Consider the following 16,596-nt stretch of genomic DNA (forward strand, 5'->3'; position numbering starts at 1 on the left):
TGGGGCTTTCGGGCAGGAGGTCAGAGGCGCTTGCTGAACCAGTGCGGCGTCACGTCCGCCTCGACCAGCGGATTGTCGGTATCGACATGGCCTTCGGGATCGAGATGGATCAGCACCTCGACCTTGGGGAAGGTGCTGCGCAGGGTACGTTCGACCGATTCGACGATGTCATGCGCCGCGCCGACGGTGAGGTCGCGATCCACCTCCATATGGAATTGCGCGAAATCGTGGCTGCCCGAGCGGCGGGTGCGGAAGTCGTGGATGCCCTTGAGCCCCGGCTGGCGTGCCGCGACGTCGAGGAAGGCGGCGCGCTCGTCGTCGGGCCATTCCTTGTCCATCAGCTGGTCGATCGCGTTGGACGAGGCCTGGAAGGCGCCCCAGGCGAGCCACAGGGCGATGGCGATGCCGAGCACCGGGTCCGCCTTGTGCCAGCCGAGATACTGGTCGAGCACCAGCGCGACGATCACCGATCCGTTGAGCAGCACGTCCGACTGGTAATGGACATTGTCCGCCATGATCGCGACCGATCCGGTCTGGCGGATGATGCGGCGCTGATACCAGAGCAGCACGATGGTCGCGCCGATCGCGACGATCGACACGCCGATGCCGAATTCGGCGTCGGCGGTCGGGCCGTTCTCCGACAGCGCGGCGATCGCGCGCCAGGCGATGCCTGCGGCCGAGGCGGTGATCAGCGCGACCTGGAACAGCGCGGCGAGCGCCTCCGCCTTGCCGTGGCCGAAGCGATGGTCGTGGTCGGCGGGCGTCGCGGCGAGGCGCACGCCGTACAGGGTGACGAGGCTGGCGAGCAGGTCGAGCGCGGTGTCGGCGAGACTGCCAAGCATCGCCACCGATCCGGTATGCCAGGCGGCGAAGCCCTTGAGCGCGAGCAGCGAGCAGGCCATCGCCACGCTGGCGAGCGCGGCCCGGGTGGCAAGCGGCAGCAGCTGGCGCTGTTCGTCACGGGTCATGGAAACAACAGTCCTTCGGTCCAGCCGTCGGCGGCTCCCTCGGCGGTGCGGGTGAACAGGCGTCGTTCGTGCAGGCGGTGCGCGCGATCCTGCCAGAATTCGATCCGGTGCGGCGTGACGCGATAGCCGCCCCATTGCGGCGGACGCGGTACGTCGCTGCCGGCGAACCGCCGCTCCATCTCGGCAAAGCGCGCCTCGAAGGTCGCGCGGCTGTCGAGGGCACGCGACTGGTCGGAGGCCCAGGCGCCGAGCTGCGAATCACGGCTGCGACTGGCGAAATAGGCGTCCGATTCCGCATCGCTGACGCGGCTGACGGCTCCTTCGATGCGGATCTGCCGGCGCAGCGACTTCCAGTGGAACAGCAGCGCCGCCTTGGGCACCGCTGCGATCTCCGCCGCCTTGCGGCCTTCGCGATTGGTGTAGAAGACGAAACCGTCGCGGCCATGGCCCTTCAGCAGCACCATGCGCACCGCGGGCTGCCCTGCGGCATCGACGGTGGCGAGCGCCATCGCGTTGGAATCGTTGATCTCACTTTCGCGTGCCTCGGCGTACCAGGACTCGAACAGGGCGAAGGGGTCGTCAGCCATTCCCGGCTCTTAGCGCATGTTGGCCGATCGCGGAACCGGGCGCCGGGGACTTGCCCGCCGCGGAACGACTCCGCCGCCCGCGAATTGAATCGCTCCCGCAATAATAAGGCCTCGCTCATGCCCGCACGCGCCTATTGGCAAGGTCAGATCCGCCTGGCGCTGGTGTCGATCCCGGTCGAGATCTACGCGGCGACGAAGAGCGGCGCCGCGGTCGCGTTCAAGCAGATCCACGAGCCGACCGGCCAGCCGATCCATTACGAGAAGATCGTCACCGGCGTCGGCCCGGTCGACACCGACGAGATCATGAAGGGCTATGAGGTGTCGAAGGGCGAATTCGTCCTGCTCGAACAGGACGAGATCGACGCGGTCAAGCTCGAGTCGAAGAAGACGCTCGAACTGACGCAGTTCGTCGACGCGAGCGAGATCGACGTGCTCTATTACGAAAAGCCCTATTTCGTCGTTCCCGCCGACGACCTCGCCGAGGAAGCGTTCATCGTGCTGCGCGAGGCGCTGCGCCGCACCAAGAAGGTCGGGCTCGGCCAGCTGGCGATGCGGGGGCGCGAATATGTCGTCAGCCTCAAGCCCTGCGGGCGCGGGCTGGTGCTCGAAACCCTGCGCTACGCCGACGAGGTCAACAAGGCGCAGAGCTATTTCCGCGATATCCCGCAGGGCAAGCCCGATCCCGAACTGCTCGACCTCGCCGAGGCGTTGATCGACAAGAAGAGCGCCGCCTTCGATCCGCAGGAATTCCACGACCGCTATGTCGATGCGCTCAAGGACCTCGTCGAGCGCAAGCGCAAGGCAAAGGGCGCCAAGGTGATCGAGGACAAGGACGAAGGCGGCAAGACGTCGAGCAACGTCGTCGACCTGATGGCCGCGCTCAAGAAATCGATGGAAGCGGGCAAGGCGAAGCCCGCCGCCGCGAAGAAGGCGCCGGCGAAGAAGACTCCGGCCAAGAAACGTGCATAAGGCGACGCCACGGCGATGAGCGACCCCCTCGAACGCTACAACGCCAAGCGCGACTTCGCCAAGACCGCAGAGCCGGCCGGCACGCTCGCGCCCGGCCACGGCAACAGCTTCATCGTCCAGAAGCATGATGCCACCCGCCTGCACTGGGATTTCCGGCTGGAGGTCGACGGCGTGCTCAAGAGCTGGGCGGTGACGCGCGGCCCCAGCCTCGATCCCGACGAGAAGCGGCTGGCGGTCCGCACCGAGGATCATCCGCTCTCCTATGCGACGTTCGAGGGGACGATCCCCGCCGGCGAATATGGCGGCGGCACGGTGATGCTGTGGGATCGCGGCACCTGGGCGCCGGTGAAGGGTAAATCGGCCAAGGATATCGACAAGGGTCATCTCCACTTCACGCTCGACGGCGAGCGGATGAAGGGCGAATGGCTGCTGATCCGGCTCAAGCCGCGCGGCAAGGAGAAGCGCGAGAACTGGCTGCTGCGCAAGATCGACGATGCCTATGCCGGCGGCACCGACACATTGGTCGAGGAGGCTCTGACCAGCGTCGCCACCGGCCGGACGATGGCCGAGATCGCCGAGGGCAAGGCTCGCAAATCCTCCCCGGCACGGGGAGGGGGACCAGCGAAGCTGGTGGAGGGGGGTGGCCGCACGCGCAGCGCCCGCGGCGCCCCCCCCTCCACCACGGCGCAGAAGCGCCGCGGTTCCCAGCGAGGGGTCGGATCGTCCCCCGGACGATCCTCGACCACGCGGGGCGTGGTCGACCCGTCGCTCCGTGCCGGAAAGGATTTCCCGGCGTTCCGCGAGCCGCAGCTCTGCACCCTGGTCGACCACGTCCCGACCGGCAGCGGCTGGCTGCACGAGGTCAAATATGACGGCTATCGCGCGCTGGTCGCGATCGCCGGCGGCCAGGCGAAGGTCTATACCCGCAGCGGGCTCGACTGGACCGACACATTCGCCGCGATCGCCGATGCGGCGGCCGAGCTGCCGGTCGACAGCGCGTTGATCGATGGCGAGATCGTCGCCTTCAAGGACGGCAAGCCCGATTTCTCGACGCTCAAGGACGCGATCGCCAGCGGCGGCGACATGACGCTGTGCGCCTTCGACCTGCTCGCGCTCAACGGCGAGGACCTCACCCCGCTGACCACGATCGAGCGCAAGGACCGGCTGCGCGCGATCCTCCGCGACGGCCCGCGCCTGCAATATGCCGATCACGTGCTCGGCTCGGGCGAGGAGCTGTATGCGGCGATGTGCCGCGAGGGGCTGGAAGGCGTCGTCTCGAAACGCGCCGACGCGCCTTATGCAGGCAAGCGCAACCGCACCTGGCTGAAGGCGAAATGCACGCTGCGGCAGGAGTTCGTCATCATCGGCTGGACGCCGTCCGACAAGAAGCGCGGCTTCAAGTCGCTGCTGCTCGGCGTCCATGAGGACGGCGGCTGGCGCTATGCCGGCAAGGTCGGCACCGGCTTCGACCAGGCGCGGATGGACGATCTCATCGACCGGTTCGCCGATCTCGCCGCCGAGGCGCCGCCGGTCGCCGCCGCCGACCTCAAACCGTTCCGGGCGGCGCTGCGCGGCGCGCGCTGGCTGCGCCCCGAGCTGGTCGCCGAGGTCGCCTTCGCCGAGGTGACGCCCGACAAGGTACTGCGCCACGCCAGTTTCCTCGGCCTGCGCGAAGACAAGGCGGCGAGCGCGGTGGTCGCCGAGCGGCCGGAACCCGCGCCGGATGCGCCAGAGGTGCATATCAAGGTGAGCAGCCGCGACCGCGTCATCTTCCCCGACAGCGACGTCACCAAGGGCGAACTCGCCGATTATTATGCCGCGATCGCGCCGGTGATGCTGCCCTGGGCGGGGCGCCGGCCGGTCAGCCTCGTCCGCTGTCCGCAGGGCCGCGCCAAGCAGTGCTTCTTCCAGAAGCATGACGCGGGCAGCTTCGGCGACACCGTCCACCATGTCGACGTCACCGAGAAGGACGGTTCGGTCCAGCCCTATCTCTACGTCGACGATGCCGACGGGCTGGTCGCCTGCGTGCAGATGGGGACGATCGAATTCCACGGCTGGGGATCGCGGATCGACGCGATCGAAAAGCCCGACCGGCTGGTGATCGATCTCGATCCCGACGAGGGGCTCGACTTCGAAGACACCAAGCGCGCGGCCGACCATGTCAGCGCGCAGCTCGCCGAACTGGGGCTGGTCAGCTTCCCGCTGCTGTCGGGCGGCAAGGGCGTCCACGTCGTCGTGCCGCTGACGCCGCAGGCGGAATGGCCCGCGGTCAAGGATTTCGCCGACCGCTTCGCCCGCGCGCTCGCCGCGGCCGAACCCGACCGGTTCGTCGCGGTGATGACCAAGGCCAAGCGCAAGGGCAAGATCTTCATCGACTATCTGCGCAACCAGCGCGGCAGCACCGCGATCATGCCCTATTCGGCGCGCGCACGCGCCGGCGCTCCGGTCGCCGCGCCGGTGTCGTGGACCGAATTGCGCGATCTCGACACCGCGGCGCGATGGGGCGTGCGCGACCTGGACGCGCTGATCGCCCGCGCATCGTCGCGCGCGCTCGCCGGCTGGGGCGTGGCGGAGCAGGTGCTGCCGGATCTGTGATGCTGGGGGCGAGGCAAGCGCGTCCCCTCACAAGCGGCCATTCGCCTGCGGACACCTGCCCTTCGACAGGCTCAGGGCCAACGGTGGGGAGCAGCGAGAGCGGGGGGAAGCGACGGTCCCCTCCCCCGTGCGCGCTGAGCCTGCCGGAGCGCACCTCTCCTCAAGCGAAGGCTCGCGCCCGCGCCCCCGAAGTCGCGTTCACCCCAAAGGCGCGACGTCGACGCTCACCGCCATGCTCTGCGCCTGCGAGCCGAGCACGACGCCGTCGACCGGGGCGATCTCGGCATAATCGCGGCCGACCGCCATGACGATATGGTCGCCCGCCATCCAGATGCCGTTGGTGGGGTCGAGCCCGACCCAGCCATGCACCGGCCCGCACCACAGCAGCACCCAGGCGTGGGTGGCGTCGGCGCCGACGAGCCGCGGCTGGCCGGCGGGCGGGATGGTGCGGATATAGCCGCTGGCATAGGCCGCGGGCAGGCCGGCGGCGCGCAACCCGGTGATCATGATCTGCGCGAAATCCTGGCAGACGCCCTTGCGCTGGGCGAAGGCCTCGTGCGGCGGCGTGTCGACCAGCGTGGCGGTCGCATCGAAGGTGAAGTCGCGCTGGATGCGGCGGGCAAGCGCGATCCCCGCCGCCAGCGCGCCCTGCGCCGGATCGAGGTCGGCGGCGCAATAATCGGCGATCTGGTGGTCGAGCGGGATCAGCGGCGAGGGGAAGAGATAATTGGCCGGTCCCGCTGCCGACAGGTCGCGGCTGGCACGCGCCAGCGCGGCGATCTCGCCCAGCGTCGGGTCGTCCGCCGCGGGCACCGGCACCAGCCGGTCGACGCGCATCCGCGACCGGCTCTCGATCGTCAGGCTGCGCACCGGCGTGTCGATCATCAGCCGCGTGACATGCGCCAGCCCTGCCTCGGCGCGCGCCGGGCTCAGCCGCCCGGCCGGCTCGACGGTGAGCGCATAATCCTCGAGCGTCTGCCCCGGCCAGTCGATCGGCTTGAGCCGCAGGTTGCAGCGCGCGAACTTGACGTTGCCGCCGTAATCGAAGCGGGTGATGTGGCGGATGTCGTAGCGCATCGCGCCGATGAGGCCTCCGTCGGTCACGCGAGCGTCAGTCCGCCGGCGCGGAGCGGTTCGGCGCCCTGCAGGAAATAGCGGCGCGCGACGCTTTCCGACAATTGCGTCAGCCGCTGCTCGATGTCGCCGAGCTGTTCGGCGGTGAGCGTCGCCGCGCCGGTCATCGCCAGCGCCGCGGCGAGGGTGCGGCCGTGCACCTGCTGCGGCTCGGGCATGCCGTCGTCGCTCAGCACGGGCAGGTCGCGCAGCCGTTCGTTGATCCGCTCGGCCTGGAAGGCGAGGCTGCGCGGATTGCCGGGGTCGAGCGCGACCAGATCGACCACCGGCACCCGCGCGATACCGGTGAGATAGCGCTGGCGATAGCTGATCTGGCTGTCGGCGAGGTCGAGCAGCGTCGATAGGTCGTCCGCGGTCGCACCGGCCATGCCGAACAGGCGCAGCGCGCGCGTCATCGCGATGCCACGCTCGACGCGGCGGCCGAGGTCGTGGAACCGCCACGCCGCGGTCCGCCCCATATGCTCCGCCGACAGGCCGGCGATCGCGACATAGCGGCGTTGCAGCGATCCGGCGCGATCGAGCATGCCGCGATGACTCGGGAAGGGCGCTTCGAGCAGCCGCACCATGTCCGCCGACAGCCGGTCGCGCGACCCTTCGCCGATGCCGCGGGCGAGCCGGTTGATCGTCGCGACCGAATGGCGGCTCTCGTCCTCCATCGCCGTGCGCGCGAGGGCGGTGAGGTCGCCGCGCTTGAGCGAGGGCGGCTGCGCCGCGGCATCGCCGGCGACGATCATCCCGACCAGCTTGCCGAGCGTCGCCGCGGGCAGCGACGCGCCGGCATCCGCCGCGATCGAATGGCCGAGCATCACGCGGATCGCCGCGAGCAGCGCCTCGCCGCGCTCCAGATACCGGCCGAGCCAGTAGAAATTGTCGGCGACGCGGCTCGGCAACGTGCCGGGATTGCGGCGGACGTGCGGCGAATCCGGTGCCGGCAGCAGCGACACCGGCTCGACGCTGTCGGCGCCGTGGACGCACACGTCGGCGGACCAGGTGCCCTCGCCGAGCACGCTCGCGCGCGGATCGGTCGCCTCGCCGATCCGGGCGAAGCCGCCGGGCAGCACCGTCCATTCACCGCGTTCGTCGCGGGCGGCGAAGACGCGCAGCGTGAACGGGCGCGGCTCGAGCCGGTCGCCGATCACCACCGGCATGGTCGACAGGCGGACGATCTCCTGCCCGACATAATCCTGCGGCCGTCGCGCCATGTCGGCACGCAAGGCGGCGCGCTGTCCGGCATCCAGCTCGCTGCCGGGGACGATCCGCCCGCCGGGCAGGCCGAGCGGCACCGGGCCGAACGCCGGACCGATCAGCAGCCGGTCGAGATCCTCCTCGACGCGCGCGCATTCGTCGGGCTGGCCGCACCACCAGGTGGCGATATTGGGCAGGTGCAGGCTCTCGCCGCACAATCGCGTCGCGAGCTGCGGCAGGAAGGCGCCGAACGCCGGCGCCTCCAGCACCCCTGCCCCCGGCGCGTTGGAGAGCAGGACGTTGCCCGCGGCATAGGCGTCGATCAGCCCGGGCACGCCGATCTGCGAATGCGAATCGAACGCCAGCGGATCGAGCAGCCGCGGATCGACCCGCCGCCACAGGGCATCGATCCGCTTGAGCCCGCCGATCGTGCGCACGTAGAGCTGGTTTTCGAGCGCGGCGAGATCGGCGCCCTCGACCAGCAGCAGGCCGAGATAGCGCGCGAGATGCGCCTGCTCGGGATAGCTCGGGTTGAACCGCCCCGGCGTCATCAGGCCGATGCGCGGGTCGCTGCGCCGGCACATCGCGGCGATGCCGGCGCGGAAGGCGGCGAAAAAGGGCGCGTGGCGCTGGACGTTGATCCGCCCCTGCAGGCCGCCGAGCGTGCGGCTCACCGCCAGCCGGTTCTCCAGCGCATAGCCGGCGCCGGCGGGCGCGCGCAGGTGATCGCCGAGCACACGCCATTCGCCGGTCGGCCCGCGGCCGAGGTCGATTGCGATGAAATGCAGGTGGCGGCCGCCGGGTGGCTCCAGCCCGACCATCGGCCGCAGGAAATAGGGGCTGCCGGTGACCAGCGCGGCGGGGATCAGCCCGCGCTCGACGAGCCGGCCGGGGCCGTAGAGGTCGGCGATCACCGTCTCGAGCAGCGCCGCGCGCTGGGTGACGCCGCGGACGATCTGCGCCCATTCCCCTGCCTCGATCAGCAGTGGCACCGGCGAGACCGGCCAGGGCCGCTCGTCCGCCTCGCCGATGACGCGAAAGCCCATGCCGATGTCGGCGGCGTGGCGGCGGACGCGCTCGCGGACATGGTCGAGATCGTCGGAAGCGACGATCGCCAGTTCCTCGAACATCGCCGTCCAGGCGGGATCGTCGCTGCCGCACAGCACGTCGCCGGCGGTGGCGCGCGTGCAATAATCGCTGATCCAGTGCCGGGCGTGCGCCGTCGCATCCAGGGGTAAGGCCTGCGTCGCCATAGCCTAACGTGTCACCTCATCCGCCCGGCCGGCACCGTCTACATGTCAGGCGCCGAGCGCAACCCTTTACGGACGGTGAGCGGCCCCGCGCCTACAGGCTGGCGCGCGGCCGGCGGCGGGGCGGCGCATCCGACTGGCGACGGATCAGCGTATAGTCGAGCACCTGATGGCGCGGCGCGTCGCCGCCACGCTGGCGGCGGATCGTGCCGACCAGCAGCGCCACCGCGGCGCGCGCCATGTCGGCGATCGGCTGGTGGATCGTCGTCAGTTCGGGCCAGATCGCGGTCGACAATGTCGTGTCGTCGAAGCCGCAGACGGTGAGGTCGCCCGGCACGTCGAGCCCGTGGCGGTGCGCGACCGCGACCGTCGCCGCCGCCATATCGTCGTTGGACGAGACGATCGCGGTCGGCGGATCGCTGAGGCAGAGCAATTGCTCCGCCGCATCGAGCCCCGACAGATAGGTGAACAGGCCATCGACGATCAGCGCGGGATCGATCGCGATCCCCGCCTCCGCCAGCGCAGCGCGATAGCCTTCCAGCCGCTGGGCGCTCGCCGACAGATTGGGCGCGCCCTTGATGAAGCCGATGCGGCGATGGCCGAGATCCATGACGTGCCGCGTCATCACCGCCGCGGCGGCGCAATCGTCGATGCGGATCGCCATCTGGCTTTCGGCGGGCTGGCCCGTCGCCACCGCGACGCTCGGCACGTTGGCGGCGTCGAGCAACGCGAGCAGCGCGGGCGCCTCGCACAGGGGCGGCGGCAGCAGGATGCCGTCGATGCCGCCGTCGATCAGATGCTGCGCCACCTCCAGCTCATGATCGCCGAGATCGCATTTCTCGACGATGATCTGCACGTCGCTGCGGCTCGCCTGATCGAGGCTGCCGAGCAGGAATTCGCTGAGGAAGCCGGCGCTGGGGTTGCTGTAGAGCAGCCCGACCCGCGACGGCCCCGCCCCGGCGAGGCTGCGCGCGGCGGGATTGGGCGCATAATTGAGCGCGGAGATCGCGTCATTGACCCGATCGCGCGTCGCGGGGCGGACGTTGGTCTCGCCGTTGATGACGCGCGACACGGTCATCGGCGAGACGCCGGCGCGTTTGGCGACGTCGCTGATCGTCGGCGCGGAACCCGTCCGGCGGGAGGAACGGGGCGAAGGGGCTAGGGTCATGACGCGCGCGGAACAATCCGTTGGAGACGATGCGCACGCATGGACGCCTGCGGCCGATCCGGCAAGAGCGGCGAAACGGGTGCCTGTCCCACCTTCATCCCCGCGACGATTTGACTTGCATCGACGCACCCCTCCGAACAACAACCGCGACGCCGATGACGTTCGCCAGTTCTCGATAAGTTACCGTTTAAAGACAAGGGAGTTAACACCATGACTATGATCTCTCGCCTATTTGCCGCAGCCGCCGGAACCGCGCTGCTCGCCGCCCCCGTCGCCGCGGCGGCCGCTCCGGCGACGACCACCGCCAATCCCGCCGCAAGCCTGTCGATCAGCCGCGCCGCCGCCCCGGCCGGCGCCAAGAGCCAGCTCGGCGCGTCGATTCCCGGCACGACGCTGATCAGTATCGGCGTTCTCGCCGCGCTCGTCGTCGGCGTGCTCGTCGCCACCGGTGGCAGCGACAATTCCGACAGCAACTGATCGCTGAGCCGCGTCGCGAAGGCCCCGTCGCCCACCGGTGACGGGGCCTTCGCTGGTTTTGCCGGCCGCGCCGCGCCCACTGGATTCGCACCCCCGCGGGACCTATCGTGCCGACCGGGCAGACTCGGGGGCGGCGGATGCGCGGGGCGATGCGGTGGGCGGTGCTGGCATTGGCGCTCGCGCCGGTGGCGGCGTTCGGCGACAACAGTCCGCAGGTGGTGCTCGCCCAGCCCGGGAGCGGCGGCCAGGGCGGCGCGGTCGAACGCTATACGATCCGCTTCAACCAGCCGATGGTGCCGCTCGGCGATCCGCGCGCCGCGGCCCCCTTCACCACCGCCTGCGCCGGCACCGGGCGCTGGGTCGATCCGCAGACCTGGGTGTTCGACTTCGCCGCGCCGCTCGCCGGCGAGACGCAATGCGCGTTCGAGGCCGCCAAGCACGTGCGCAGCGTCGCCGGCTACGACCTCAAGGGCCGCAGCCGCTTCACCGTCGCGGCGGGCGGCCCGCGCGCGATCGCGGTGCTGCCGGCGGGCGACGACGACACGATCGAGGAGGATCAGGTCTTCCTCGTCGCCGCGCCCGTCGCGCCGACACGCGCCTCGGTTGCCGCCAACGCCTATTGCGCGGTCGACGGGCTCGGCGAAAAGATCCCGGTCGACGTGCTGGGCCGCGACGTGCCGGCGACGCTGCTCGGCGCGCTCGGCACGCAGCCATGGTCGGTGCGCAATTTCCTGGCGGACGCCGGTCTGCCCGAAGCGATCCCCGCCACGCCCGCCGACCGGCAGGCGCTCTACGCCAATGTCACAGCGCTGAAATGCCGTCGGTCGCTGCCGCCCGGCCGCGACGTCGCGCTGGTCTGGCCGAAGGGCATCGCCTCCGCATCGGGCAAACTCGCCGGCAGCGACCAACGGTTCGACTATAGCGTCCGCAAGCCGTTCGCCGCGCGGTTCGAATGCAGCCGCACCAACCCGCAGGCGGGGTGCAGCCCGGTCCAGCCTGCTTATGTCCGCTTCACCGCGCCGGTCGCGATGCGCCAGGCGGCGGCGATCCGGCTGACGCTCGCCGACGGCGGGCAGATCGCGCCGACCTTCACCGACGATGAGCGCAAGACGGCGACCATCTCGGATGTCAGCTTCAAGGCGCCGCTGCCCCATGACAGCGCGGCGAAGCTCAGCCTGCCCGCCGGCCTGACCGACGAGAGCGGGCGCGCGCTGACCAATGCCGAACGCTTCCCGCTCGACGTCCGCTTCGACGCCGCGCCGCCGCTGGTCAAATTCGCCGCCGGCTTCGGCATCCTCGAAGCCCGGCAGGGCGGCGTGCTGCCCGTCACCGTCCGCAACGTCGAACCCGATCTGCAGGGCCGCAACCTCGCGATCGGCGGCCGCACGCTCAAGGTCGCCGATTCGGACGGCGCCGTCGCCGAGTGGCTGCGCACCGTCGATGCCGCGGCGGACACCAACATCGAGGAGGTGAAGCGCGGCGACGAGGTGGTGCGGCGGATCAACCATACCGGTGACCGCTCGATCCTCGGCGATCAGGGCGCGGGCCTGCGGCTCGGCCTTCCCGGCAAGGGGCGCGATTTCGAGGTCGTCGGCATCCCGCTCGGCAAGCCCGGCTTCTACGTCGTCGAACTCGCCAGCCCCGCGCTCGGCCGGTCGCTGCTCGGCCGCAACGCGCCGCGCTATGTCGCCAGCGCCGCGCTCGTCACCAACATGGCGGTTCATTTCAAATGGGGGCGCGAGCGCAGCCTCGTCTGGGTGACCGCGCTCGATACCGGCAAGCCGGTCGCCGACGCGACCGTGCAGATCAGCGACAGCTGCACCGGCCGCGCGCTCGCCCGCGGTGCGACCGATCGCAGCGGCGGCGTGATGATCCCCGCCGGCCTGCCGCAGCCGGAGACCTATGGTAGTTGCGCCGCCGGCAGCGCGTCGCATCCGCTGATGGTGTCGGCGCGCGCCGGTGACGATTACAGCTTCGCGCTGACCAGCTGGAGCGAGGGCATCCGCCCGTTCGATTTCGAACTGCCCTATGGCTATTCGGCCCCCGCCGACACCTTCCACACCGTGTTCGACCGCGCGCTCGTCCGCCAGGGCGAGACGATCCACATGAAGCATATCGTCCGCCGCGCGAGCGGCGCCGGCTTCGCGATCCCCGCCGGCTTCACCGGCACATTGCGCCTGTCGCACCGCGGATCGGACACGGCGTTCGACCTGCCGCTGACGATCGACGCGCACGGCAATGGCGAGACGAGCTGGACCGCACCGCAGGGCGCGCCGATGGGCGATTACGACCTGCGCATCGTCCGCGGCGACGACGTCACCTACACCGACCAGTCGTTCAAGGTCGACGAATACAAATTGCCGACGATGCGCGCGAGCGTCGCCGGCCCCAGGACCGCGGCGGTGCGACCCCGGTCGCTGCCGCTCGATCTCTATGTCGGCTATCTGTCGGGCGGCGGCGCGGGCCATCTGCCGGTCGACGTGCGCGTCGGCTGGTTCGCGCGCGCCACCGCGCCGGAGGGCTATGACGGCTTCACCTTCGGCGGCGCCCGCGTCGAGGAGGGCGTCAAGCCGCTCAACGGCGATGGCGACGACCAGCCGACGCCGCTGCCGCCGACGCAGACGCTCCCCGTCACGCTCGGCGCGGACGGCACCGCGCGCACCAGCGTCGACGTTCCGGCGCTCGACGGGCTCGCCGACATGCGCGTCGAGATGGACTATCAGGACGCCAATGGCGAGATGCTCACCGCCAGCCGCACGGTGCCGATCTACCCCTCGGCGGTGCAGCTGGGGGTGAAGACCGACGGCTGGCTGATGAAGCAGGACGATCTGCGGCTGCGCTTCGTCGCGCTCGACACCGCGGGCAAGCCGCTCGCCGGTCAGAAGATCAGCGTCGCGCTCTACAGCCGCCAGATCCTCACCGCGCGACGGCGGCTGATCGGCGGCTTCTACGCCTATGACAATCAGATGCGCACGTCGCGCCTCGCCGCCACCTGCACCGCGACCAGCAATGCGCAGGGGCTGGCGCAATGCAGCGTCGCGGCCGGGGTGTCGGGCGAGGTCTATGTCGTCGCCACCACCACCGATGCCGACGGCAATGTCGCGCGCGCGGTGCGATCGGTGTGGCTGGCGGGCGACGATGCCTGGTGGTTCGGCGGCGACAATGGCGACCGGATGGACGTCGTCCCCGAACGCACCGCCTATCAGGCGGGCGAGACCGCGCGCTTCCAGGTACGCATGCCGTTCCGCAGCGCCACCGCGCTCGTCACCGTCGAGCGCGAAGGCGTGCTGTCGAGCTTCGCCACCGAATTGAGCGGTACCGATCCCGTCGTCGAGGTGCCGATGCCGGGCAGCTATGCGCCCGACATCTACGTCTCGGTGCTGGCGGTGCGCGGGCGGATCGAAAGCGGCTGGACGAGCTGGTTGCGCGGCATCGGCACCGCGCTCGGGCTGGTCAAGGCCGAGCCCGCGCCGGCGCCGACCGCTTTGGTCGATCTCTCCAAGCCCGCCTACCGGCTCGGCATCGCCCGGGTGAAGGTCGGCTGGGAGGGTCATCGGCTTGCGGTCGCGGTGCAGGCGGATCACGACCGCTTCGCACCCCGCGGCACCGCCCAGGTCGCGCTGCAGGTGCGCCGCCCCGACGGCAGCGCCGCGGCCGGTGCCGACGTCGCCTTCGTCGCGGTCGACGAGGCGCTGCTCCAGCTCGCACCCAACGACAGCTGGGACGTGCTCACCGCGATGATGGGCGATCGCCCGCTGTCGGTGCTCACCGCGACCGCGCAGATGCAGGTGGTCGGCAAGCGGCATTATGGTCGCAAGGCGGTGGAGGCCGGCGGCGGTGGCGGCGGCGATGCCGCGGCGATCAACCGCGAGAATTTCAAGCCGGTGCTGCTGTGGCGCGGCCATGTCGCGCTCGATGCGGCGGGACGGGCGCGGCTGTCGGTGCCGCTGTCGGACGCGCTCTCCTCGTTCAAGCTGGTCGCGATCGCCACCGAAGGCGACGGCCTGTTCGGCACCGGCAGCACCGCGATCCGCACCGCGCAGGATCTGTCGGTCTATGCCGGCCTGCCGCCGCTGGTGCGCAGCGGCGATGTCTATGCGGCGGGCTTCACGCTGCGCAACGGCAGCGACCGGCCGATGACCGTCACCGCCACGGTCGATCTGCTGCCGCGCATCGCACAGGGCCGGCCGCTTACCGTCACCATCCCGGCGGGCGGCGCGGGGCGGGGGGGGGGAACCCCCCCCGCGCCGCCCGCCGCCGGAACGCTGCGCTGGCAGGTCACCGCGCGCAGCCGGGACGGCAAGGCGACCGATCGCCTCACCGCGACGCAGGAGGTCGTGCCCGCGGTGCCGGTCGAGACCTGGGCGGCGGCGCTGACCCGTGTCGGCGACACGACGCTGCCGATCGCGCCGCCGGCCGGCGCGCTGCCCGGCCGCGGCTCGGTCGACGTGCAACTGACCGACACGCTGGCGCCGCCGCTCGCCGGCGTGCAGCGCTACATGACCGACTATCCGTACAATTGCTTCGAGCAGCAATTGAGCCGCATCGTCGCGCTCGGCGACACGCGCCGCTGGGCGGCGCTGGCGGGGGCGATCCCGACCTATCAGGCATCGGACGGGCTGCTGCGCTACTGGCCACGCGAGACGCTCGACGGGTCGGAGGCGCTCACCGCTTATGTGCTGTCGCTGACCAGCGAGGCGGGCCTGCCGCTGCCCGCGGCGCCGCGCGCGCGGATGATCGAGGGGCTGAAGGCGGTGCTCGACGGCCGCGTCCGCCATGAAAGCTACGGCGATCCCCGTCAGCAGAAGCTCGCCGCCTTCGCCGCGCTCGCCCACGCCGGTGCGGCGACGCCGGCGATGCTCGGCCAGATCGGCCTGCCCGCGCAGGATATGCCGACCGCGTTGCTCGCCGATTATATCGCCGCGCTCGATCGCGTGCCGCTCGCCAATGCCGCGGCGCTGCGCGCACAGGCGGAAGGCGTGCTGCGCAGCCGGCTGGTCTATGACGGCACCCGGCTCGACCTCAGCGATGCGGCCGCCTCGCCCTGGTGGCTGATGTCGTCGGGCGACGAGGCGTCGATCAAGGCGCTGCTCGTCACGCTCGGCCGCCCCGGCTGGCAGGACGAGGCGGCGAAGATGATGGTCGGCGTCGCGCTGCGCCAGGCGCGCGGCCATTGGGACACGACCACCGCCAATGCCTGGGGCGCGGTGGCGGTGCGCAAGTTCGCCGGCCTCTATCCGGCGCAGGCGATCGCCGGCACCACCAAACTCCAGCTCGGCGCCACCATTGTCAGCCGCGCCTGGCCGCTCGCCGCCGAGGCGCGCGCCGTCAGCCTGCCGCTACCCGCGACGACCACCCCGCTGCTGCTCCGCCAGAGCGGCGGCGCCGGGCCGTGGGCGACCGTGTCGATGCGCGCCGCGGTGCCGCTGACCGCGCCGCTCTCCGCCGGCTATCGCGCCAGCCGCACGGTGACGCCGGTGCAGGTCCGCACCAGGGGGCAACTGACCCGCGGCGACGTGCTGCGCGTGACGATCACCGTCGATGCCAGCGCCGAGCGCAACTGGGTGGTGGTCAACGATCCGATCCCCGCCGGCGCGACGATCATCGGCGATCTCGCCAATCAGTCGCAGCTGCTCGGCGAGGGCGGCAGCGACGCGGGGGTGCGCCCCGCCTATGTCGAGCGCGGCAACGACAGCTGGCGCGGCTTCTTCGCCTGGGTGCCGCGCGGCCGGTTCACGGTGAGCTATGCGCTGCGGCTCAACGGCGCCGGGCGCTTCAGCCTGCCGCCGACCCGCGTCGAGGCGATGTATTCCCCCGCGATCCGCGCGCAACTGCCGAATGCGCCGGTGACGGTGGTGCAGCGGTGAGGCGGGACGGCGAGGTGGGTGGCGGGGCTGGCGTGACAAAGCGTCCGTGTGGATGCCGCCTCCCCTTTGCCGTCGTCTTCGACGTAGCCGATACCGTTGCGAAGACGCACCGCTTTTCATCCCACCCCGGCGAAGGCCGGGGTCCCGTTCGATGAGGTCTCGCACGAAGTCACGACGGTCGTCCAACTGGCCCCCGGCCTCCGCCGGGGTGGTTCGGAGCCTTTGCGGATCGGTGGATGCCGCAACGAGTCCGGCATGACGATGGGGGTTCCTTGCAGATGTCGTCAAAGCCGGTTGTGGACGGCTGGGCGACACGATGGCCTGTGGCCCCTGCCGCTCTGGGCTCCTGCTTCCGCAGGAGCATTGCGGCGATCGCTACGGTCGGCGTACGGTCAC

Annotated in this window: 9 protein-coding genes; 4 read left to right on the plus strand and 5 right to left on the minus strand. The window is 70.8% G+C overall.

All coding sequences use genetic code 11. The annotated features are described in order from the left end of the window. Window positions 1-20: 20 nt before the first annotated feature. Together BW41_RS14435 and pdxH are read right to left on the minus strand one after the other, a co-directional pair. Window positions 21-968, minus strand: a complete 948-nt coding sequence (locus BW41_RS14435) for a cation diffusion facilitator family transporter (RefSeq protein ID WP_037535208.1) — start codon at window positions 966-968, stop codon at window positions 21-23. Then, window positions 965-1,555 (minus strand): pyridoxamine 5'-phosphate oxidase, encoded by a 591-nt coding sequence (gene pdxH, locus BW41_RS14440; RefSeq protein ID WP_037535209.1) that lies wholly within the window; start codon window positions 1,553-1,555, stop codon window positions 965-967. The genes BW41_RS14435 and pdxH overlap by 4 nt, the downstream gene beginning before the upstream one ends. 117 nt (window positions 1,556-1,672) lie before the next feature. On the opposite strand from pdxH, the gene ku reads away from it, so the two are divergent. Then, window positions 1,673-2,524, plus strand: a complete 852-nt coding sequence (gene ku / locus BW41_RS14445; RefSeq protein WP_037535210.1) for a non-homologous end joining protein Ku — start codon at window positions 1,673-1,675, stop codon at window positions 2,522-2,524. Window positions 2,525-2,539: 15 nt separating this feature from the next. Continuing rightward, window positions 2,540-5,119: a DNA ligase D gene (ligD, locus tag BW41_RS14450; RefSeq protein ID WP_037535211.1), complete on the plus strand. Its 2,580-nt coding sequence runs from the start codon at window positions 2,540-2,542 to the stop codon at window positions 5,117-5,119. A 198-nt stretch (window positions 5,120-5,317) separates the two neighbouring features. Here ligD and BW41_RS14455 read toward each other — a convergent pair whose 3' ends face one another. From BW41_RS14455 to BW41_RS14465, 3 genes are all read right to left on the minus strand, one after another. Beyond that, a complete protein-coding gene (locus BW41_RS14455; protein WP_037535329.1) occupies window positions 5,318-6,196 on the minus strand; it encodes a transglutaminase family protein in 879 nt (292 codons plus the stop codon). A 23-nt stretch (window positions 6,197-6,219) separates the two neighbouring features. Beyond that, window positions 6,220-8,691: a circularly permuted type 2 ATP-grasp protein gene (locus BW41_RS14460; RefSeq protein WP_037535212.1), complete on the minus strand. Its 2,472-nt coding sequence runs from the start codon at window positions 8,689-8,691 to the stop codon at window positions 6,220-6,222. Between the two features lie 91 nt (window positions 8,692-8,782). After that, window positions 8,783-9,856 (minus strand): LacI family DNA-binding transcriptional regulator, encoded by a 1,074-nt coding sequence (locus BW41_RS14465; protein ID WP_037535213.1) that lies wholly within the window; start codon window positions 9,854-9,856, stop codon window positions 8,783-8,785. A 210-nt stretch (window positions 9,857-10,066) separates the two neighbouring features. Here BW41_RS14465 and BW41_RS21285 point away from each other — a divergent pair, with 210 nt between their 5' ends. After that, window positions 10,067-10,333 (plus strand): hypothetical protein, encoded by a 267-nt coding sequence (locus BW41_RS21285; RefSeq protein ID WP_153810806.1) that lies wholly within the window; start codon window positions 10,067-10,069, stop codon window positions 10,331-10,333. A 137-nt stretch (window positions 10,334-10,470) separates the two neighbouring features. After that, window positions 10,471-16,200 (plus strand): alpha-2-macroglobulin family protein, encoded by a 5,730-nt coding sequence (locus BW41_RS14475; RefSeq protein ID WP_037535214.1) that lies wholly within the window; start codon window positions 10,471-10,473, stop codon window positions 16,198-16,200. The last annotated feature ends 396 nt before the right edge of the window (window positions 16,201-16,596 follow it).

The sequence above is a fragment of the Sphingomonas sp. RIT328 genome (assembly GCF_000632225.1).
GTDB classification, from domain to species: Bacteria; Pseudomonadota; Alphaproteobacteria; order Sphingomonadales; family Sphingomonadaceae; genus Sphingomonas; species Sphingomonas kyungheensis.